We start from the raw sequence: 22,192 nt of genomic DNA, 5'->3' as shown, positions 1-22,192 counted from the left end.
CACTTCCTATTTGCCTATTATACTATAAATTATCCAAAGATAATGGGTATAAAGCTAAAAAGAATTGGAGTATTTATGGAAAATATTATTACCTATGTTTATCACTCTTGCTACAGTGTGGAAACTAAAGATTTATTTATTGTTTTTGATTATTATAAGGGAAAATTAAATATTCCTGAAGACAAGGAAGTTATTTTTGTATCTACTCATGGCCATAGTGACCACTACACATCAGAGATTTTGAAACTGCCAAATATGGAAAATATGACCTACATCCTATCTAGCGATATAGGAGAGCTTCCAAGCGATGAAAATATAGTCTTTATCAAAGATAACAAACTATCTATGGACCATCTAAAGACTTTGTATAAGGCTTGTAATGTTCATTTTGTAGAAGAAAATATGACATACCAAATCAAACTAGCTTCCGGTAAAATAATTGATGTCAAAACTTTTGGGTCTACAGATCTAGGCGTATCAATATTGATGGATGTTGATGGAGTGAATATTTTCCATGGTGGAGATCTAAACTTTTGGGCTTGGCCTAGTAATGATGATTCTACCATGAGAAAAGAATACGATGACTTTATGGCAGAAGTTAATAAGATAAAAAACGAAGAGATAGATATTTGCTTTTTTGCCCTAGATAATAGGCTGGAAGAGAACTACTATAAGGGAGCTGATATTTTTATTAGGGAAGTTAGACCAAAAGTTTTCTTTCCTATGCATTTTGGATCTAGTGAGCAAGTATCAAAAAAATTTAAAGAAGATTATAAATACGACTTTACTGATGTGAGAGAGATAAGAGAAGAAAATCAAATAGAGATGATTTATAGATGATTAATGTGATATAATATATTATTATATCTTAGAAATAAAGGTATATTATATTCCGTTAATAAGTGAGGGAATAAAATGGAAAAAATAGCAGTACTAGTTGACACTGCAGCAGATATAGATATCGAAACGGCTCGAGAACTTGGCATATACCTTCTGCCTTTGTATGTTAACTTAGATAACAAGTATTATAAAGATAGGATAGAGATTTCTCCAGATGAATTTTATGCTTGGATGGAAAAAAACGACACTATGCCAAAGACATCCACTGCATCGCCAGGAGATCTTACTGAGATTTATGAAAAAATCAAAAGCGATGGCTATAACAAACTAATAGCCATAAGCCTAAGCAGTCATTTCTCAAGTACCAACAATCTAATGCAGATGTTTGATGTAGATGGACTAGAAACATATGTATTTGATAGCAGAAATCTTACTATGACCGAAGGATTTTTTGCCATCTACGCAAAGGAATTGATAGATCAAGGCTTAACCTTTGAAGAAATTATAGATAAGCTAAATCAAAAGAGGAACGATTCTAACGTATTCTTTACCTTGGAAACCTTCAAATACTTGGTAGAAGGAGGTAGAGTCCCAAGAACCTTTGGCAAAATTGGGGATGCCCTTTCTGTAAAACCAATCATAACTGTAAACCCAGAAGAAGGAGTTTTCAAGCTAACGAAAGTTGCTAGAGGAGAGAAGAGAGTACTAAGAGAGCTTAAGAAAATTGGTGAAAGTTTAGTAGCCGATGTCAAAGATTATTACTTATTCTACGGACATGGTGGCTGTGAACAAGCTCTATCAAAAATAGAAGAAAGTTTATCAGATGTAATAGCTAACGCAAAGAAAGTTTATAAGGTACAAATATCACCAACACTTGGGGCAAACACTGGTCCAGGCTTGTTTGGATTTGGGATATTTACCCTAGACTAAGAAAATTATTCATGGATTTATCCATGAGTATTTTTGTATACAGAGAAATATTTAAATATAGATATAATATGAATAATAAGAAAAGGATTAATTATGGAAAAATTAGCAATTATAACAGACTCGACCGCTGATCTATCAGAGGCTTATATAAGTGAAAACAACATATATGTAGCTAACTTGTATGTTATATTAGATGATAAAATATATGAGGATAGAAAAGAGATAAAGGCTGATGACTTTACAGCAATCAACGAATCCGACAGAGACTACACAGCAAAAACATCAGCTACTTCTCCTGGTGATTTTAGCAAACTTTTTGCCAAAATTAAGGAAGATGGTTACGATAGCGCTATATATATTGGCATAACTTCAAAAATGTCAGCGACACTAACAAATTCCAATCTTGCGGAGAAAAACGGTCTAAAAGTTCATATAATAGACAGTGGTAGTGTATCTTTAATGGAAGGAATCATTATAAACTATGCAGTTGATTTAGTTAAAAAAGGCTTAAGTGCAGAAGATATAGTAGAAAAATTAAATGCTAGCATAGGCAAGCAATACGGATATTGCTATTTTGATACACTAAAATATCTCAAAGCAGGTGGAAGAATCGGCAAGGTTGCTAAAAAAGTATCGACTATATTTAATGTAAAACCCCTATTGGGACTAGATGGCAAGGGAGATTTTGAACTAGTTAAGCTAAAACTTACCAGGGAAAAGGCCTACAAATTAATAGAAGAAAAAATTAGAGAAGACATTGGAGATACTGAAAATTATTATCTATTTTATGTATCTGGCAAGGATGATTATGTCATAGATGAACTTAGAGATAGGCTGGCAGATATAGAAGAAAAGGCTATAAACATACACCAGGGAAGGTTTGGATCGGTTGTATCAGCCCATGCTGGTAGCAAGACATTTGCTTTAGGCTATCTAGTAATTAATGAGTAAAAAAAGTCTTGACAAGATTTATGATTTAGGGTATTATACTTTGCATAGACAACGAAGAAGTACCCAATTACTCACCTACCGACATTGGTTTGTAGGTTAATAGTTTTAAAATTATTTTTAAAATTTAAACGGGTACTTTGTGCCCGCTTTTTTTATGCAATTATACATTGGAGGTATAACTATAAAAGATTTAAGAATAAATGATGAAATTAGAGCTGACCAAGTAAGATTAATAGATGAAAATGGTAACCAAGTTGGTATTACATCTCTTAGTGATGCCCTAGAGCGTGCTGATGAGAGAAGACTTGACCTTGTACTAATGAGTCCAAATGCTAAACCACCAGTTACTAGAATCATGGACTATGGTAAGTTCAAATACGATCAAGAGAAAAAAGAAAAAGAAAATAGAAAAAATCAAAAAAATGCTCAACTAAAAGAGACTAGATTTTCTTTAAATATTGAAGATAACGACTTGCAAACAAAGGCAAATCAATCTATCAAATTCTTAAACAACGGGGATAAAGTAAAAGTTTCTATTAGATTTAGAGGCCGTGAACTAGGACGTAAAGAGCCTGGCTATGAGCTGATGGACAAATTTACCCAAATGCTTGGAGATGCCGGTGTGGTTTACAAAAAGCCAAAAATGGAAGGTAGATCTCTAGTAATGTTTTTAGAACCAAATACAAATAAGGAGTAATATATGGCAAAGAAAAATAAAACAAGAAGAGCAGCTGCAAAAAGATTTAAAGTTACAGGAAGTGGAAAACTTATGAGAAGAAAAGCTTATAAAGGCCACTTAACAGCAAAAAAATCTCCAGCAAGAAAGAGAAGACTTAGAAAAGGTGCTTTACTTTCAAAAGCTGACAATAAGAGAACAAAAGAATTATTAGGAATGTAATCCCAAAGGAAGGTAAGGAAAAATGGCAAGAGTAAAAAGAGGAATAAACGCTAAGAAAAGACATAAAAAAGTATTAAGACAAGCTAAAGGATACTACGGTTCAAAAAGCCTTTTATTCAAAACTGCTAACCAAGCTGTAATGAAATCATTAAGCTATGCTTACATTGGTCGTAAACACAGAAAAAGAGATTTCAGAAAACTTTGGATTGCAAGAATCAACGCTGCAGCAAGAGCTAACGGAACAAGCTATTCTAAACTTATGGGCAACCTTAAAAAAGCAAACATCGACATCAACAGAAAAATGCTTGCTGAAATAGCAGTAGAAAACCCAGCTGAATTCACAAAATTAGTAGAACTAACTAATCAAAACGCTTAATTACAATATAGATGATTATAGCTAGTAGTGATAATCAAAAATATAAATATATAAACAAACTTAAACAAAAAAAGTTTAGGGATAAGGAAAATTCCTTTATAATAGAATCAAAAAAATTGGTAGAAGAGGCCATCTCTTCTGCTGATGTTGATTTTATTTTTTTAAGCGAAGAAAACAAAGATTACCAGAGTGATTTGCCAAAGATAGTTCTAACGAGAGAACTTTTTGATAAAGTTACTGGTATGGTTACAAGCGATGGCTTCGGAGCTGTTGTAAAAAAGCCAGCTTATAAGGAAGTTTCGGCAAAGAGAGTCTTGCTCTTAGATCAGATAAATGACCCAGGAAATATGGGGACAATCATAAGGTCTGCTGAAGCCTTTGGATTTTCTGATATAATCCTTATGCCAAAAACTTGTGACATATATAACGAAAAAACTGTGCGAGCCTCAATGGGCTCTATATTTAGATTGAATATTGTAAAGAAAAATCTAGACCAAGTAAAAAAACTAAAAGAAAATTACAAGATGGTATCTGCCGACATGACCGGGTATGATATTAATGAATGTGATATAGATGGCAATTTGATCCTAGCCATAGGCAATGAAGCCAATGGTCTTTCCAAAGAGATTAGATCTTTGACAGATACATTTGTCAAAATTCCTATGAAAGGTCAGATTGAATCACTAAATGCGGCTATTGCAGCTAGCATTATTATGAATAAACTTAGCTTGTGAATCGACAAAAGTTTAGCTATTCTTATACAGCAAGAGGGGATGATGAGAGCCTTTTAAGTTCCGGCTAGATAATTCACCGATGAAGCTTGATATGAAAATTGATACGGCTAAGCCCCGTTATAAGCTTATGAGTGGATTTTATTTTTATAAAATCAATTAAGGTGGTACCGCAGAATTTCTGTCCTTTTTAGGATGGAATTTTTTTATGCAAAAATTTAGGAGAAGATGATGGAAGCAAAACTTAATGACATACTGGCAAAAGCAAGAGGTGAAATTGAAGCTGCAAGTAGCCTAGATGACTTGGAAAAGGCAAGGGTTAAATATCTTGGCAAAAAGGGACTTATTACAGATCTAAAGAAAAACATTTCTAAGTTGCCAAAAGAAGAAAAACCAATGGCTGGTAAGCTAATAAATGAAAACAGTAAAAAGATTGAAGAAGCACTTGGACAAAAATCTGAAGCCCTTAACAAAGAAATCCTAAGAGAAAAGATTAAAAAAGAAAAACTAGATGTGACAGCCCACTTTGATAGACACGAGAGTGGTCACCTATCACTAATCAACCAAACCCTAGATGATTTGGAAACAATATTTCAAAATATGGGATTTGAAGTTGTAGATGGTCCAGAAATTGACACAGTTAAAAACGTATTTGACGATCTAAACTCACCAGCAGACCATCCAGCAAGGTCAACATCTGATACTTTCTACATTACAGATGATATTTTACTACGTCCACATACTTCATCAGTACAAATTCGCGTGATGAACGAGGGCAAACTTCCTATCAAAATGGTTTCAGCAGGTAGGGTTTTCAGAAATGACGAAGTAGACAGAACTCACTCACCAATGTTCCACCAATTGGAATGTTTGGTTGTTGACGAGAATGTATCTATGGCAAATCTTAAAGCAACACTTGAGACCTTTATCAAGGAAATGTTTGGAGATGATATAGAACTTAGGTACCGTCCTCACCATTTCCCATTTACAGAGCCATCACTTGAAGTAGATGCAACTTGCCCAATATGCCACGGAGAAGGTTGTCCTGCATGTGGTAACACAGGCTGGTCTATGGAGCTTCTTGGTGGAGGTATGGTTCATCCAAATGTACTAGAAGCTTGTGGTATAGATAGCGAAAAATACACTGGCTTTGCCTTTGGCCTAGGAGTTGATAGGATTGCTATGGTTAGATATGGCCTAGATGATATTCGCTTACTTTATGATAATGACAAAAGATTTATCGAACAATTTTAGGAGAAATAATGTTAGTACCTTTAATTTGGCAAAATGATTATGTAATAATCGACAAAGACATAAAAGAAATTACAGATAGACTTTCAGAAACAGGATCTCACGTAGAGGAAGTTACTATAAGAACTACTGACCTAAAAGGAGTTGTTGTAGGCCATGTTCTAGAACAAGAAAAGCACCCAAACGCTGACAGGCTCAAGGTTTTAAAAATTGACATAGGCAAAAAAGAACCTACCACTATTATAACAGCTGCACCAAACACCAAGGTTGGCGATTACTTATTTGTCATAACAAGTGGAACAAAGCTTGACAATGGCACAGAAATTGGAGACCATGACTTTTTTGGTATAAACTCTGAAGGAATGCTCACATCTTATAGCGAGCTAGGCTATCCTGATAATGTTATTCCAAAGGAATTTAAGGATGGAGTTATTATCTTAAATGGAGAATTTGAACCGGGAACGCCTGTAAGCGAAGTACTAAAATCAAATACACCGGTTATAGAATATGAAATCACTCCAAACAGACCAGATTGCCTATCTATCATAGGTATGGCCAGGGAAAGTGCTGCAAGTTTTGGAGAAAAAATCAGCCTTCCTTCGCTAGACTATCCAGAAAGTGAAGAAAACATCATAGAGCTAACAAAAGGCTTAACTCTAGATTCTGATAAGTGCAATAAATTCATCCTAAGGGCTGTGACAGATGTAAAAATCGACAAATCACCTCAATGGCTACAAAATTACCTTATTCTTGCTGGTATGCGTCCTATTAACAATATAGTAGACATTACAAACTTTGTAATGCTAGAAACAGGTCAACCACTTCACGCTTATGATTTGGATAAGGTTTCTGGCAAAGAACTTATAGTAAGAGATGGTAAAGAAGGCGAAAACCTTAAGACTCTTGATGGCGAAGAGAGAGAGCTTGACCCATCAATGCTTGTAATAGCTGATGGAGAAAAAGCAGTTGGTCTTGCAGGTCTTATGGGTGGCTTCGATACTGAAGTAACAAGTGATACTAAAAATATCTTACTAGAAGCTGCAAACTTTGATTCTACAACAGTTAGGGAAACTTCCAAAAAACTAGGCCTTAGAAGTGAGGCATCAAACCGTTTTGAAAAAGGCATAGCTGTTGACATGGCAGATTTTGCATCAAAAAGAGCCCTAAAACTTATCTCAGACTTAAACATCGGTAAAGTTGCTAAGGGACTTCGCTGGGTAGGCAATGATAATAGCGAAGATAAGTATGTAAATCTCAGGATTTCAAGATTAAATGCCCTAAGTGGTGTGGACTTTACAATGGATGAAGCAATAGAAAATCTAGAGCTTTTAGAATTTGAAATTGAAAAAATTGATGATGATACAATTAAGGCAAAAGTTCCTTTCTTTAGAACTGACATAGATATAGAAGCAGACCTTATAGAGGAAGTTGTTAGACTTTACGGTATGGGCAAGATTGAATCAAAACCACTAAAATCAACCCTACAAAGAGGTATAAGATCAGATGCGAGATTATTGCGCGATGACCTAAAAAATGCATTAGTTGGCCAAAAGTTTTCTGAAATTACAACTTATTCTTTCATATCACCAAAAGAATTTGACAGGATGGGCCTAGACAAAGATTCCAAACTTCGTGATACAATCAATCTTATCAACCCACTTGGTGAAGATTTCTCAGTTATGAGAACTACCCAAATACCAAATATCCTAGATGTAATCTACAAAAATATCAATCGCGGCCAAAAAGACCTAAGGCTGTTTGAACTTGGAAAGGCATTTGTCAAATGCGACAAAGACCTACCAAAAGAAAACGACACACTAACAATGGCCTTGTATGGTTCATATGATTTTTATGATATGAAAGATTTCTTTATCAAATCTATGGCAAATGTTGGCCTAAGAGGATTTAGCTTTGTGGCAAATGAAACAAATCCAGTACTTCATCAGGGAAGATCTGCAGATATCTACCTAAAAGATGAGAAAATCGGCATGATTGGTGAAATTTCCTATGAAATCAGAGATGAATATAATATCAAAAAGGGCTGTCAAATATTAGAAATAAACCTTTCTCAAATCCTTGACCAAAGGCAAGTAGAAAGAAAATATAAGGCTCTTCCAAAATATCCAGCAATCACACGTGACTATTCCTTTGTTACTGACAGGGATGTAGAATCCAAATTTATTGAAGATATAATTAGAAGTAAGGGAGAAGATTTGGTCAAAGAAATCGAACTATTTGATGTATATACAGGTGATCAGATAGCAGATGACAAGAAATCAATCTCATACAATGTAAGCTTCAGATCTGATGATAGGACCCTCAAAGAAGAAGATATGTCCGAGATAGAAAAAAATATTTTGAAGGAACTAGAAGAAAATAATATTATTTTACGTGGTTAGGAGTATAAATGTCTGAAAATAAAGTTCAAGTTGAAATTGACGGTGTAAACTATACCCTGCTGACAGATGAAGATGAAGATCAAATCAGAGATATTGCAAAGTACGTAGAAAAGAAAATCAATGAAGTAAAATCACAACGTTTAAGCTTTGACAGAGAGTTGGTTCTTACTAGTTTAAACATAGCCAATGACTTGTTTAATGTGGGCAACAAATACAATAATTTAAAGGAAGATTCAAGAGAGGCAGTAGAAAACTACCCGACCCTTAGCGAAGATTATAAAAAAGCTATAGGAGAAAATGAAGAGCTAAGGGCAAAGCTTGATGAAAAACTTGAGCAAAACAAAAATCTTGAAGAAGAAAATGCCAATTTATTTAGAAAAGTCAAAAACAACGAAGAGTCTACAAAAACTATAGAAAAACTTAGAAATGAAGTAAAAAAACTCCAAGAAGAAGTTATCAGCCTAAAAGCAGAAAATGATAATTTTAAGGAAAAACTTTAATGACAAAAACTGAAATCCTAGCACCTGTTGGCAACTACGACATGCTTTATGCAGGTCTTGCTGCAGATGCTGATAGCTTTTATTTAAGCCTTAATGAATTTGGTGCAAGAGCCTATGCCGAAAATTTCACCATTGACAATATCAAAGAAGTGATAGACTTAGTCCATCTCTTTGGCAAGAGGGTATTTATTACTATGAATACTCTCATAAAAGATAGTGAAATGGCAAAGGCTATTTCCTATGTAGAAAAACTTTATGAGTATGGAACTGATGCGCTAATTATCCAAGATATAGGATTTTTTTCTATCATAAAAGATAAGGTTCCTGGCATGGAGCTTCATGCATCAACTCAGATGGCTGTTAGGGAATACTATGGGGCAAAATATTTGGCATCTCTTGGTTTTGATAGGATTGTCATAGCCAGAGAAACTCCAATAGAAGAGATTAGAAAAATCGCCAAACTTCCTTGCGAACTAGAAGTTTTTGTCCACGGGTCCTTGTGTGTGTCCTATTCTGGCGAATGCTTGATGAGCTCATATTTTGGTGGCAGATCTGCAAATAGGGGCAGGTGTGCTGGACCATGTAGGCAAAAATACCAGCTCATATCAAATGGGAAGGTTCTTGCTGATGATTATTTTCTCAATATGAAAGATCTAAATGCCATAGACAATATAGACCAGCTTTTAGAAATCGGAGTAGATTGTATCAAGATTGAAGGCCGTATGAAGACAGCAGAATACGTATATACGGCAGTTTCTAACTATAAGTCCAAGATTTATGAGAATAATTACAATAAAAATGATTTGTTAGACTCATCAAATAGAGGCTACACTGATGGTTTCATCTTTGGCCAAAATAGAGACTATATTCTTTTGAAAGATGACAATAAGCATAGATCTGTTGGAAAAATTTCAAATGAAAAAGGTAAAAAATACTTTATAAGCAATTCTAATCTAAAACTTGGAGATAATCTAGAAATAACAACTGATAAGGGCAAGAGATTGCCATTTACTACAACCAAAGCCTACAGCGCTGGAGATAAAATTTTCCTAGATAAATATAAGGATGCCCAAATCGATTCTCATGTTCTTATGCTAAATTCCATTTCCTTAAGTAAAGACTTAGAAGAAGGACTTGGAAGCTATAAAAATCTAGACGTCAAATTATATTTTGATGCAAAAATTGGTCATTACCCAAGGCTTACAATAGTCCATGGCAAGGACACAGTAACTTACACTCACAATGTAAAAAGCGAAAAAGCTAGCAAGATTTCCCTTAAGGAAGAAGATGTTAAAGAAAATCTAGGCAAATTCAACGATGAAATCTTTACTCCTAGTCTAATTAAAGTGGATATTGAAGATGGGATATTTCTTAGGAAAAAAGACATCAACCAATGCCGTAGGCAGGCTATTAACTTACTTTTCCAAGAAATACTAAAAGATTATCATAGGAAAGCTATCAAAATCGATTTGCCTGAACATAAGAAAAAAGAAAATATCAAAGCTGAGAAGAATATAGAACTTTTGACTAACCATATATCAAGAGAATTGCTAGATGATTTTGACAATGTTTATCTAAGATCCTTTGATAAAAAATATGCCGGACTTAACTTATACCTTAACCTAGATTCACATGATGAATACGATATTGAGGATCTTATAGGCTATATCAAAGAAAATAAAATTCGTGGTGTTATTATAAATAATTATAGGGATTTATACTATATAGATGATTTTAAAGCTAATGATATAAGAATTAGGATAGGCAGATATCTCAATGTTTTCAATTCCTATGCCTATGATTTTTATGCTGACTTGGCTGAAAGTATCACTTCATCAGTAGAAAGTGATTTTGATACTATCAATAGGCAAAACTTGCAAGTAGAAGCTCTTGCCTATGGTAGGATTGAGCTTATGAATATGAGACATTGTCCGTTTTCTGTAATTAAAAAATGTGGTTTAGAAGGATGCAGGACTTGTAGCTTTAACAATGCAAGTATGAAGTCTTTTGATGGCAATCTGATGAAAGTTATACGATATGGATCATATTCCAAGATTTATCCACAAGAAGCTATCCTAGCTGATAGAAATAAATTTAGCGATCAGCTTTCACTACTTTATTCTGTCATGGAAGATGATGACATAAAAAGTATTAATACGAAAAAGATATCCCAAAGATATGAGAAAGGAGTTATTTAATGCAAGAAAAAACTTTAGAGGTCCTAGAATATGGGAAAATTTTAGAAGCTTTATCTAAAGAAGCACGTTCAATGCTTATTAAAAATAAAATTTTAAATTTAACTCCTATGACTGATATTGACGACATAAAAGAGGAGCTAGAACAAACATCACAAATGTTTGCTGTCATAAAAAGATTTGGCAATATTGACTTATTTGGCCTCTATGATTTTACTGATATGATTTCCTATGTGAGGAAAAAGGGAATCCTAGAAGCCTATGAGCTTTTGCAAGTCAATGATTTGCTTAGGGCGAGCGAATACCTCAAAGAATACGGCAAGAATATATCTGAGCCTTATATCAAAGATTTATTTGATAGGATCAATACCGAGGATTTCCTAAGAAAAGAAATCGAGAGATCAATAATTAGTGAAGATGAAATCGCTGATAATGCATCAGGAGCCCTAAGGAATATACGTAGGCAAAAGGCTCGCAAAGAGCAAGAAATCAAGGCAAAACTTAATTCTTATGTGACAAATTCCAAATTTGATGACATCCTTCAAGACAAGGTAGTTTCTGTAAGAGATGGTAGGTATGTTGTCCCGGTAAGAACTAATAAGAAGTCAGCTATAGGTGGCATCATTCACGACAAGTCCTCAAGTGGCAATACTATATTTGTAGAGCCTGCTGCCATAGTTGAACTTAACAACCAATTTAGAGACTTGGAATTAAAGGAAGAAGAAGAAATCAGAAGGATCTTGGATAGGCTATCAAGACTTACAGAAGCCTTTGACGTAGAGATTTTAGAAAATCAAAAAATAATGGGTCGTATAGACTTCTTGGCTGCCAAGGCAAAGTATGCCATTAACAAAGAACACTCATTGCCAAAGATTAGCGATGAGAAAATAATGAGTCTAAAACAAGCTAGACATCCACTACTAAAGGGAAAGGTTGTGCCAATTGATGTCTCAATAGGTGGCGAATATCTGACATTAATAATCACAGGACCCAATACAGGTGGTAAGACAGTGTCACTTAAAACAGTTGGACTGATTAGCCTTATGGCCCAAAGCGGACTTTATATTCCAGCTGATGAGGGGTCTATAGTAAATGTATTTGATGATATATATGTAGATATTGGAGATACCCAATCTATTGAAATGAGCCTTTCTACATTCTCTGCTTCTCTTACTAATGTAGTGGATATTTTGTCTAAGGCCAGTGATAAGTCCTTGGTATTACTAGATGAGGTAGGATCTGGTACTGACCCTACAGAAGGCGCAGCTCTAGCCATATCGATATTAGACAACTTAAGGAAAAGAAAGGTTATGACCTTTGCCACAACCCACTATAGTGAACTAAAATACTATGCTGTTGACACACAAGGAGTTATGAATGCATCGGTAGAATTTGATGTAAATACCCTTTCGCCAACCTATAGACTAGAGATTGGCACACCAGGCAAGTCAAATGCTTTCGAAATTTCAAAAAGACTTGGCCTTGATCAAGCAATACTGGACAATGCTCAAAGTCTTATAGGGGAAGATACGAGAAATGTAAATAAAATCCTTGAACAAATCGAAGAAGATAGGAAAGTTCTCGAAGATAAAAACTCTGAGATCGATAGCTACAAAAAAGAAATAGAAAGTATAAAAAGAGAACTTGAAGTTAAATCCAAAGAAGTTGAAAAAGAACGTCAAAAAATCATAAGAGAAGCTGAAGATAAGGCCAATAAAATCTTAGAAAAAGCCAACAGCGAATCTCAAGAAATGCTCAAAGAAGCCAAAAAATCAAAAAACGCCAACACAAGTGACATCGATAGGTCCTTAAATAACATTAGAAATAGATACAAGAAAAACAAGATTGATAGACAAAAAGACGGCCTAAGAGTCAAAAAATCCAAAGATATACCAGATGATTTAAAAATTGGAGATAAGGTAATCATAGCAGGTCTGGGAGAAGAAGCCGAAGTTATATCCGCTCCAGATTCAAAAGGCGATATCAAAGTCCAAATGGGTATACTAAAAATGGATTCAAATATCAAAAATGTAACAAAGATTGCAAGTGTCGATGAAACTAGAAAAAATATCAACAAAGTGTATAATGCAAAGAAAGTAGCGAGTTTTTCACCAACCCTTGATCTAAGAGGCCAAAGATTAGACGAGGCCATCTTAAAAGTAGACAAATATCTAGATGATGCAATGCTTACAGGTCTTGATGAAGTAAAGATTATTCACGGTATGGGGACTGGAGCATTGAGGAAGGGCATCACAGAATATCTTGAATCTAATAGAATGATTGGTTCATTTAGAACGGGTAATGACAAAGAGGGTGGTTTTGGTGTAACCATCGTAAGCCTAAGTTAATATAAGGAGAATTTATGAAAGATCAAAAAGTAATTATTGCTAAAAAACTAGAAGAACTAGACCTTGGACTATCATATGACGAAATCTATGACCTAATCGAAATTCCGCCACAAGATGATATGGGTGACTATTCATTCCCATGCTTTTCACTAGCAAAAATTAAAAGACAAAACCCAGCACAAATAGCAAGCGAACTAAAAGATGAAATCGGCGATCTTGAAACATTTGAAAAAGTTGAAGTACTAAATGCATATATTAACTTTTATTCAGACAAAGCATTTATCCAAAACCAAGTTTTAAATGAAGTATTAAAAGAAAAAGAAAACTATGGTAAAAAACAAATTGGTACAGGCAAAAATGTAACCATAGACTTCTCTGCTCCTAATATTGCAAAACCATTCCACATTGGTCACATAAGATCAACTGTAATTGGTGATGCTATAAGAAACATCTACAAAGCTTTGGGATATAACACAATTGGTATCAACTATATAGGTGACTATGGTACACAATTTGGTGTAATGATAGCAGCTTATAAACTTTGGGGAGATAAAAAAGCTATAGATGCTGATCCAATCAATGAACTATTAAAACTATATGTAAGATACAACACTGAAGCAGAAGATGATCCAAAGATGATGGATGCAGCTAGACAAGAATTTAGAAATCTTGAAGAAGGCCAAGAAGAAGCTGTAGAATTATGGCAATGGTTCAAAGACCTCTCACTTAAAGAATTTGATAGAGTATATAAAATGCTTGACATCGAATTTGATAACTACCACGGTGAAAGCTACAATGCTGCTTCAGAACCACGTGTAATATCTGAACTAAAAGAGAAAAACTTATTGGTTGATTCTGAGGGAGCACAAATCATAGACCTAACAGATGAAGACCTTCCACCAGCAATCATCTTAAAATCCAATGGTTCAAGTGCCTATATTACAAGAGATATAGCTACAGCAGAAAACCGTGACATAGAATATGGATTCTACAAAAACTTATACGTTGTAGCAAGCCAACAAAACTTACACTTCCAACAACTAAGAAAAATTCTAAAGAAGATGGACCACGAATTCTGGGAAGACTGTATCCACATTCCTTTTGGCCTTGTATCTATGAAAGATAAGACATTATCAACAAGACGTGGTCACGTTATCTTCCTAGAAGACGTACTAAATAAGGCAATTGAAAAGACAAAAGAAATCATGAACGACCGTGATGCTGATATAGAAAACATCGAGGAAACAGCTCAAATAGTAGGTATAGGTGCTGTTAAGTTCCAAGAGCTATACAACAACAGAATTAAAGACTATGTATTTAACTGGTACAACCTACTTAACTTCAACGGAGAAACAGGTCCATACGTACAATACACATACGCTCGTTCAAAATCTGTACTTGCCAAAGCAGGCAAAGAAGAATTTGCAGAACTTGATTTCAAGAACTTAAACACTCCAGAAGAAATGGCCTTAATCAAATCAATAGCTGGTTTTGAAGATTCACTTATCAAAGCACACGACAAATATGAACCATCAATTGTATCAAGACAAATTATGGAAATTGCTAAGAACTTCAACAAATTCTACAATGCTCACCAAATCATGGCAGAAGATGAAGGTGTTAAAAATGAAAGACTTGCTCTAACATATGCTGCTTCTATTGTTATCAAAGAAGGACTAGCATTACTTGGAATCAAAACTGTTGAGAAGATGTAATGAACGATAGGCTAAAGGACTTTATTGAAGTAACTGGCAAGGCTTTTAAAGAAAGCTTTGCCAAGTTAGACAAAGTATATATAGCATTTATAGTTATATTAGTTAGAGCCTTTTATCAAAATTATAGAATGAATGGGATGTTTTCAAGGACTATGGCAGCCGGGCTAATCAACTACTTTATTGATGCAGCCCTTCTTTGCTTTGTAGCCCAAGCCTTAAGAAGCCTTGTTGTTTATGGCAACCCTGGCAAAAAATCTATAGGAAACTCCCTAGGTAATTTTTTCCAGCCAATATTAAGTACAGTCTTTTACTATTATCTTATAAGTATGGTATTATCAATCGTCCAAAGAGGCATGAACTTTGCAGGCTATTTGATAACAATGGTAGCATTTGAATTTTTTATGTCGGCAATGGTAGAAGAAGTATATATAAATGGCAAGTCAGGATTTGATGCAATAAAATCATCAGCAAAATTTGTTTGTGACAATGTAATAACCTATGGTTTATTGTCATTAATATTTATAATAATTGGAGTTTATTTCACTTATAACTTCACCTACGGACTAAGCTTAGGACTTACAAAGGCTGGCTATATTTTTATATATGCAGTTTTTGAACTATTATTTTATCTGGTTAGGGGACATCTATTCAAATACTTAAACGACCACCCATACCGCCAAAGAAAGTTTATGAGATATTAATATGAATAATTATTTTCGAAAATATACAGAAAACTTGGCATATCTAAACTTAAAGGATACATCTTCTAATGAACTATTAAAAGACCTAGATTTGCCAGTATATATCGACGATATGAAAACTGGCATTATGACAGGTCAGATGCAAGAAGAAATTTCCTTGGAAAAATTCTTAGATGGAATGATTATAAATATAGGTGTTGATCCTGATTTTATCCACGCTGACGAATACAAGGTTATTTTAAACAAGTACATTCCAGATATTGCTAGATACACCTCAAGCAAGGCCTTAGCAAGCGATAATAGTGATAAATCTCTTTTGTTTTTAAGGGGAGGATATATTCTAAATCCAGAAGATAATTACAATTCATATCTATACGCCAGATATCTATGGCCAATTGCTTTTAATCTAGAAGAAGAAAATGCAGACGAATTTGTAAAAGAAGGCCTTAAAATCTTGCAAGATATAATCTCAAGAGACCATAACTTTGCTATAGCTTACTATGAACTCGGCAATATTTACAAAAATTTGGGAGAATACATCAAGGCAAGAAGTTACTATAACAATGCATTGCAAAAAACTGATTCACCAGAAGCTATGGATGAAATAAGGGATAAGCTTACAGAAATAAATGACAATGCAGAGATTGAAGAAGCTCTTTATTTCATTGGCAAATCTAGGTATGATGATGCAATCAAAAAATTGACTGGGCTTCTTTCAAATAAGAAACGTGCTGATGCATATTATTATCTGGGAGTTGCCTACCAAAATATCGGCCAATACGACAATTCTATTATGGCTTTCGAAAATTCCCTTGATGCAGGTGCAGATTTTAGAGAAGTCTACAATGACTATGGAGTCTCCCTATACCTAAGGGAAAAACCATACGAAGCTTTAAATATAATAGAAGAAGGCTTGGACAAATATCCATCAGATCCAAGGATTTCCTATAACAAAATACAAATCAACTTAGTTATAGGAAATATTAACAAGGCAAAAGAAGATATTGAAGAATTACTAACCTTCGATGACTTAAGCGATGAGATAAGGCATAACTTGATGATAATCAAAAATCAATTTGAAATATAAGACCTCTAGGGGTCTTTTTTAATGAGGAATTATGATAATAATAAGAAATATTATTCTAGAATCAGACAACAAAGATAAGCTAAGGGCAAAAATTGCAAAACTAATCAGACGTAAAAATTTTGAATATGAAATTTTCAGAAAATCTATAGATTCTCGCAAGGGAATAAAATTTAACTACCAGGTTTTAGTAGATATAGATTTGCCAGATAAGGAAATTAAGAAGATAAAGGGTGCTGAAAGCTTTGCCTATAAAGATTTTTCTATAGAAATTAACAATCCACCAAAAGAAGTTGCCATAGTAGGATCAGGACCATCTGGATTATTCTGTGCCTACATCCTGGCTCAAAACGGAGTAAAGGTAAAAGTAATAGAACGAGGCGAGCCAATAGAAGATAGGATAAAAACTATTGAAAATTTCAAAAAAACTGGCAAACTCAATCCAGAAAGCAATATCCAATTTGGAGAAGGTGGGGCAGGCACATATTCAGATGGAAAACTTACTGCAAGGTCCAAAGACCCAAGAGTTAGATTAGTTCTTGAGACCTTTCACAAACATGGCGCACCAGATGATATACTAATAGATTCCAAGCCGCATATAGGGACAGATTTATTAAGAGATGTAATAGTCAATATGCGTAAAGAAATTATAAAAAGTGGAGGAGAGTTTCTATTCTCCCACCATATGGATGATATAGATATAAATGATGGCAAAGTGGATAGCTTAACCATCAATGGTGAAAAATTAACAAGTGATTCCTATGTCCTAGCTCTGGGACATTCGGCAAGAGATAGTTTTGAGATATTAGCAAATAAAATAAAAATTGAAAATAAAAACTTTGCCGTTGGATTTAGAATTGAACACAAGAGAAAAACTATAAATGATGCCCAGTATAATGGAAAAGAAACTGATATAGATAATAATCCTTTGCCAGCAGCATCATACAATCTATCCTACAATGACAGAGAAAAGGGCTTATCAGCTTATACATTTTGTATGTGCCCAGGAGGATATGTAGTAAATGCAAGTAGTGAAGAAGGTGAACTTTGTGTCAATGGAATGAGCTATCACGCAAGAGATGGCAAAAATTCAAACTCTGCAATAATAGTCACTGTTGGCGAGGATGTCTATGGCAAAAATATTTTAGATGGAATGAGATTTCAAAGAGAAATAGAAGCCAAGGCATACAAACTAGGAAGTGGAAAAGTACCAGTTCAGAGATATATAGATTATAAAAACAATAACATAACAAATGAATTTGGACATATAAAACCATCTATAGAAGGTCTTTACCAAAAAAGCAATCTAAGAGGTCTTTATCCAGAAGCAATTGAAGCAATGATTATAGAAGCAGTGGAAAACTGGGGTAAGAAAATCAAAGGTTTCAATGATGACAATGCAATACTAGCTGGAGTAGAAACAAGATCATCATCTCCAATAAAGATGAAAAGAGATGGTGAAAATAAAGCAGAAGGAATAGAAAACTTATATGTAATAGGTGAAGGTTCAGGCTTTGCAGGAGGCATTGTGTCATCAGCCATAGATGGGATAAAGTCAGCAGAATATATATTAAAAAGAAAATAAGAAAAAATATTTGACATTCAAAATAAAAGGGTGTATACTCTTATAAGTCGCTTCTAAGAAATGAAGATGATAAAAAAGATTTTTTGAAAATATTTTAAAAAAGTCTTGACAAAAGTATTTTTTAGTAGTAGACTAATAAAGTCGTTACAAATAAACGACACTGAACCAGATAACTGGCCCGTCCGGCCAGAAGAGGACCCTCAATGGAATTGCCGCAAGGCGTAGCCTGAGGACTCGTTATCTACAATGAAATTTAATATCAATGATTATGTAAAACATAATCAACCTATCAAAAACTTTAAATAAGTTATTGACAACTTATCCAAGTTGATTTCTTAAAGGATGATTAAAAAAATAAATCACGCATTGATTTAGATCAGTGTAAATGAAAAGAGCTTGAATCAAAGAACAGGCCTGTCCGGCCCAGAGAGGACCCTCCACGGAGTGGTCGCAGGACGGAACGGCCGAGAAAAGCTCTCATAAATATTTTTCATGAGAGTTTGATCCTGGCTCAGGATTAACGCTGGCGGCGTGCATAACACATGCAAGTCGAACGATGAAACTTAAATGATTTCTTCGGAATGAACTTAAGTGAATTAGTGGCGAACGGGTGAGTAACGCGTGAGTAACCTGCCTTACACAAGGGGATAGCCTCTGGAAACGGAGAATAATACCCTATGACATTACAGCCTCGCATGAAGCAGNATTTTCCCAGTAGCGGCGAGCGAAAAGAAAACAGCCCAACCCAACAAGAAATATTTTCTCCAGTCAAATCATTTGGGAAAATGAACCAAAGAAAGTGAAAGTCTTGTAGACAAAAGAGAAAATATTTTAGGGAGCAAGTAGCAGTGAACACGAGGAATTTGCTGTGAAGACAGGGGGCCCATCCCCTAAGGCTAAATACTAACATGTGACCGATAGCGAACAAGTACCGTGAGGGAAAGGTGAAAAGAACCCCGCAAGGGGAGTGAAAAAGAACCTGAAACCTAGTGCCTACAAGCAGAGAGAGCTCAAAAGAGTGATCTCGTACCTTTTGTAGAATGGGCCAGCGAGTTATCATACTAAGCAAGATTAAGCATCTAAGATGCGTAGTCCAAGCGAAAGCGAGTCTTAACAGGGCGGATAGTTTAATATGATAGACCCGAAACCGGGTGATCTATCCATGGTCAGAGTGAAGGTGAAGTAAAATTCACTGGAGGCTCGAACCGGGTACGGTTTAAAACGTATCGGATGAACTGTGGATAGGGGCGAAAAACCAAACGAACCCGGAGATAGCTGGTTCTCCTCGAAATAGCTTTAGGGCTAGCCTATGACCAAAGATTTAAGGAGGTAGAGCACTGAATGGCCTAGGGCGGCATACCGTACCAAAGCCTATCAAACTCCGAATGCCAAAAAATCAGGTCATGGAGTCAGACTTAGAGGGATAAGCTCCTAAGTCGAAAGGGAAAGAGCCCAGACCGACAGCTAAGGTCCCCAAATCTGGATTAAGTGGAAAAGGATGTGAACCTACCAAGACAACCAGGACGTTGGCTTAGAAGCAGCCATACATTCAAAGAATGCGTAATAGCTCACTGGTCAAGTGGGTTTGCGCCGAAAATAAACGGGGCTAAAATCCAGTACCGAAGCTTCGGATTGATAGAGAATTTAAAATTGCTAGACCTAACTCAATTTATGAAATAAATTGTAAGTAGGTCAGCCGTCAGACTTTCCCAAGAGAGCAAAGCTCGATTGGCAAGAAAGTTACGACGCTCATCAACCTAACAAAGTAATGAGAAAAAAGGTAAAACTTAGACGGAAATATTAAACACAATCAAGATAAACGAGTTATTCAAAAATTACGCAAAAATCAAACACAAGAAAAAGGTAAGTTGTAAAAGAACTCAATTATCACCGAACAAGCAGTCATAAAACAAAAGTTAAAAATGACAACTGGTTGAAATATCGTCAAAGTATTTACCAGCAATTTTAAACTCTCTATCAGTGGTAGAGGAGCATTGTATTAGGGGTGAAGCCTAAGCGAAAGCAAGCGTGGACTTAATACAAGAGAGAATGCTGGCATGAGTAGCGAGAAGGAGAGTGAGAATCTCTCCCGTCGAAACCCTAAGGACTCCTGAGCAAGGCTCGTCCCCTCAGGGAAAGTCGGGACCTAAGGCGAGGCCGAAAGGCGTAGCCGATGGACAACAGGTTTAAATTCCTGTACCGCTTAAAGTCGTTAAAGAGACGTGATGACGCAAGAGGATAAGCTAGCTGCCCGATGGAAGGCAGTCTAAGCACAAAGGCTTTTCAGTAGGCAAATCCGCTGATCAGCAGCCAATGTGTAATAGGCATCGAAAACATAAGTAGAGAAATAGCCGACTTCAAATTGCCAAGAAAAGTCACTATCAAGACCAAAGCGCCCGTACCAAAACCGACACAGGTAGGGAGGTAGAGAATACCAAGACGCGCGGAAGAACCTTTGTTAAGGAACTCGGCAAAATGTCCCCGTAACTTCGGGAGAAGGGGAGCCTGAGCGATCAGGCCACAGAAACCAGGCCCAAGCGACTGTTTACCAAAAACACAAGTTTCTGCAAAATCGAAAGATGACGTATAGGAGCTGACACCTGCCCGGTGCTGGAAGGTTAAGGGGAAGGCTTAGCTGTAAAGCGAAGGCTAGAACTTAAGCCCCAGTAAACGGCGGCCGTAACTATAACGGTCCTAAGGTAGCGAAATTCCTTGTCGGGTAAGTTCCGACCCGCACGAAAGGTGTAACGATTTGGGCACTGTCTCAACAAAGGATCCGGTGAAATTGTAGTAGTCGTGAAGATGCGACTTACCCACGCTAGGACGGAAAGACCCCGTGGAGCTTTACTGTAGGCTGATATTGGATTTTGAGATTAGACGTACAGGATAGTTGGGAGACTTAGAAACCTGCACGCCAGTGTAGGCAGAGTCACCCTTGGGATACCAACCCTCTAATATCAAAATTCTAACATTGACCCATGAATCTGGGCAATGGACATTGTCAGTTTGGCAGTTTGACTGGGGCGGTCGCCTCCCAAAAAGTAACGGAGGCGTTCAAAGGTTCGCTCAGAATGGACGGAAACCATTCGCAGAGTACAAAGGCACAAGCGAGCTTAACTGCGAGATATACAGATCAAGCAGAGTAGAAATACGGACTTAGTGATCCGGTGGCACCGCATGGAAGGGCCATCGCTCAACGGATAAAAGCTACCCCGGGGATAACAGGCTTATCTCCCCCAAGAGTCCACATCGACGGGGAGGTTTGGCACCTCGATGTCGGCTCGTCTCATCCTGGGGCTGAAGTAGGTCCCAAGGGTTGGGCTGTTCGCCCATTAAAGAGGCACGCGAGCTGGGTTCAGAACGTCGTGAGACAGTTCGGTCCCTATCCAGCGTGGGCGTAAGAAATTTGCGAGGAGCTGTCCCTAGTACGAGAGGACCGGGATGGACATACCACTGGTGTACCAGTTGTTTCGCCAGAAGCATAGCTGGGTAGCTAAGTATGGCATTGATAAGTACTGAAAGCATCTAAGTACGAAGCAACCCTCAAGATAAGATTTCTAAAAGAAGGTAAAGAAAATACCTTAGATAGGTTCAAGGTGTAAGTACAGTAATGTATTAAGCTAAAGGATACTAAACTTTAAATCTTGACTGGAAATATTGTTACGGTCCTAATCACATTTGCCAAGCA

Annotated in this window: 16 protein-coding genes and 1 rRNA gene; all 17 read left to right on the top strand. The window is 36.0% G+C overall.

Annotation, left to right across the window (positions count from 1 at the left end):
• The first annotated feature begins 75 nt into the window (after nucleotides 1-75).
• The 17 genes from BQ7474_RS06780 (at nucleotide 76) to BQ7474_RS06705 (ending at nucleotide 22,156) form a co-directional block, all read left to right on the top strand.
• A complete protein-coding gene (locus BQ7474_RS06780; protein ID WP_073998169.1) occupies nucleotides 76-840 on the top strand; it encodes an MBL fold metallo-hydrolase in 765 nt (254 codons plus the stop codon).
• Nucleotides 841-915: 75 nt separating this feature from the next.
• Nucleotides 916-1,770, top strand: a complete 855-nt coding sequence (locus tag BQ7474_RS06775; protein ID WP_073998168.1) for a DegV family protein — start codon at nucleotides 916-918, stop codon at nucleotides 1,768-1,770.
• A 93-nt stretch (nucleotides 1,771-1,863) separates the two neighbouring features.
• Complete coding sequence (locus BQ7474_RS06770; RefSeq protein WP_073998167.1) at nucleotides 1,864-2,721, top strand: DegV family protein; 858 nt, start codon at nucleotides 1,864-1,866, stop codon at nucleotides 2,719-2,721.
• 154 nt (nucleotides 2,722-2,875) lie between these two features.
• Nucleotides 2,876-3,418: a translation initiation factor IF-3 gene (gene infC / locus BQ7474_RS06765; RefSeq protein ID WP_177343664.1), complete on the top strand. Its 543-nt coding sequence runs from the start codon at nucleotides 2,876-2,878 to the stop codon at nucleotides 3,416-3,418.
• A gap of 3 nt (nucleotides 3,419-3,421) precedes the next feature.
• Nucleotides 3,422-3,619, top strand: coding sequence for a 50S ribosomal protein L35 (rpmI, locus tag BQ7474_RS10530; RefSeq protein ID WP_143179993.1), 198 nt, complete (start codon nucleotides 3,422-3,424; stop codon nucleotides 3,617-3,619).
• A gap of 22 nt (nucleotides 3,620-3,641) precedes the next feature.
• Entirely contained in the window at nucleotides 3,642-3,995 is a 354-nt protein-coding gene (rplT, locus tag BQ7474_RS06760; RefSeq protein ID WP_073998166.1) for a 50S ribosomal protein L20, read from the top strand.
• 11 nt (nucleotides 3,996-4,006) lie between these two features.
• Nucleotides 4,007-4,729 (top strand): TrmH family RNA methyltransferase, encoded by a 723-nt coding sequence (locus BQ7474_RS06755; RefSeq protein ID WP_073998165.1) that lies wholly within the window; start codon nucleotides 4,007-4,009, stop codon nucleotides 4,727-4,729.
• A gap of 228 nt (nucleotides 4,730-4,957) precedes the next feature.
• Complete coding sequence (gene pheS / locus BQ7474_RS06750; RefSeq protein WP_073998164.1) at nucleotides 4,958-5,980, top strand: phenylalanine--tRNA ligase subunit alpha; 1,023 nt, start codon at nucleotides 4,958-4,960, stop codon at nucleotides 5,978-5,980.
• An 8-nt stretch (nucleotides 5,981-5,988) separates the two neighbouring features.
• Complete coding sequence (gene pheT / locus BQ7474_RS06745) at nucleotides 5,989-8,376, top strand: phenylalanine--tRNA ligase subunit beta (RefSeq protein ID WP_073998163.1); 2,388 nt, start codon at nucleotides 5,989-5,991, stop codon at nucleotides 8,374-8,376.
• An 8-nt stretch (nucleotides 8,377-8,384) separates the two neighbouring features.
• The gene (gene zapA, locus BQ7474_RS06740; protein WP_073998162.1) at nucleotides 8,385-8,876 is read left to right on the top strand and encodes a cell division protein ZapA; all 492 of its coding nucleotides are present in this window, start codon (nucleotides 8,385-8,387) and stop codon (nucleotides 8,874-8,876) included.
• The gene (locus BQ7474_RS06735) at nucleotides 8,876-11,074 is read left to right on the top strand and encodes a peptidase U32 family protein (RefSeq protein ID WP_073998161.1); all 2,199 of its coding nucleotides are present in this window, start codon (nucleotides 8,876-8,878) and stop codon (nucleotides 11,072-11,074) included. The genes zapA and BQ7474_RS06735 overlap by 1 nt, the downstream gene beginning before the upstream one ends.
• Nucleotides 11,074-13,419, top strand: coding sequence for an endonuclease MutS2 (locus BQ7474_RS06730; RefSeq protein ID WP_073998160.1), 2,346 nt, complete (start codon nucleotides 11,074-11,076; stop codon nucleotides 13,417-13,419). The genes BQ7474_RS06735 and BQ7474_RS06730 overlap by 1 nt, the downstream gene beginning before the upstream one ends.
• Nucleotides 13,420-13,433: 14 nt before the next feature.
• Nucleotides 13,434-15,134, top strand: a complete 1,701-nt coding sequence (argS, locus tag BQ7474_RS06725) for an arginine--tRNA ligase (protein WP_073998159.1) — start codon at nucleotides 13,434-13,436, stop codon at nucleotides 15,132-15,134.
• Nucleotides 15,134-15,835, top strand: a complete 702-nt coding sequence (locus BQ7474_RS06720) for a hypothetical protein (protein WP_073998158.1) — start codon at nucleotides 15,134-15,136, stop codon at nucleotides 15,833-15,835. Before argS ends, BQ7474_RS06720 begins: the two co-directional genes overlap by 1 nt.
• 1 nt (nucleotide 15,836) lies before the next feature.
• Nucleotides 15,837-16,922, top strand: a complete 1,086-nt coding sequence (locus tag BQ7474_RS06715) for a tetratricopeptide repeat protein (RefSeq protein ID WP_073998157.1) — start codon at nucleotides 15,837-15,839, stop codon at nucleotides 16,920-16,922.
• A gap of 31 nt (nucleotides 16,923-16,953) precedes the next feature.
• Nucleotides 16,954-18,504 carry an NAD(P)/FAD-dependent oxidoreductase gene (locus BQ7474_RS06710; protein WP_073998156.1) on the top strand — a complete coding sequence of 517 codons (1,551 nt, stop codon included), beginning with the start codon at nucleotides 16,954-16,956 and terminating at the stop codon, nucleotides 18,502-18,504.
• A 624-nt stretch (nucleotides 18,505-19,128) separates the two neighbouring features.
• A 23S ribosomal RNA gene (locus tag BQ7474_RS06705) occupies nucleotides 19,129-22,156 on the top strand.
• Nucleotides 22,157-22,192 lie beyond the last annotated feature (36 nt).

It is taken from the genome of Anaerococcus urinomassiliensis, from assembly GCF_900128425.1.
In the GTDB taxonomy this organism is placed as follows: domain Bacteria; phylum Bacillota; class Clostridia; order Tissierellales; family Peptoniphilaceae; genus Anaerococcus; species Anaerococcus urinomassiliensis.
This window is presented reverse-complemented; position numbering and strand designations above follow the sequence as displayed.